1 protein-coding gene is annotated in these 610 nt (G+C 41.1%); it reads right to left on the bottom strand.

All coding sequences use genetic code 11. From position 1 onward, the window contains the following. Positions 1-195: 195 nt before the first annotated feature. Positions 196-610 (bottom strand): FUSC family protein (locus AB4486_RS25705; RefSeq protein ID WP_372119566.1); only part of this gene is annotated, 415 nt, incomplete at its 5' end.

The raw sequence follows: 610 nt of genomic DNA, 5'->3' as shown, positions 1-610 counted from the left end.
ATGAATAACTACAGGTATGGCAAAGAGGGAAAAGTTTCAACGGTGTCTCCAATTGCTTTATTGAAATACTAGTACCTGATCCTGTACTGGAATCAGGTGATTGTTATGAGAGACAAAAGACAAGACATGACCCTATTGTTTCTAATGCTGAGTCACAAGCAGTTTTTTTCCATGCTCGATTAATCATTATCAGCATTACTGATAACTTAAGCGCGTTGCAGCAAATCGGTTAAGTAAAGTGTGCATGATGTAACACAGTAATAAAGTCGCTACGATGGCAACCAAAATACTGCTAATACGGTAAAGTGCACTATATATCAGATCGCTACCTGGGGTGAGGTATTGGCCAAATAAAATCCCTAGCGTGGTCATCGCTCCAAAGCCAACCCCAGCGCCGACGTTTTCTTTGACGTGTACTTGGCTAAATAGCATTAACCCAAACCATAAAACCGGCACGACTAAGATCAACAGCCCTGACCAATCATAAAGAAACAACTGGGCTAACACACCGAATGTCACTCCAAGAAAGGTACCTATCGCACGTTTAAGGGCATAATTTAATACCCCAGTAAAATGCATCGGATAAAGTAATAAAATTGTGGCAGCTTGC

The organism is Vibrio sp. 10N.222.55.C6, from assembly GCF_041473395.1.
Classification (GTDB): Bacteria; Pseudomonadota; Gammaproteobacteria; order Enterobacterales; family Vibrionaceae; genus Vibrio; species Vibrio crassostreae_C.
This window is presented reverse-complemented; position numbering and strand designations above follow the sequence as displayed.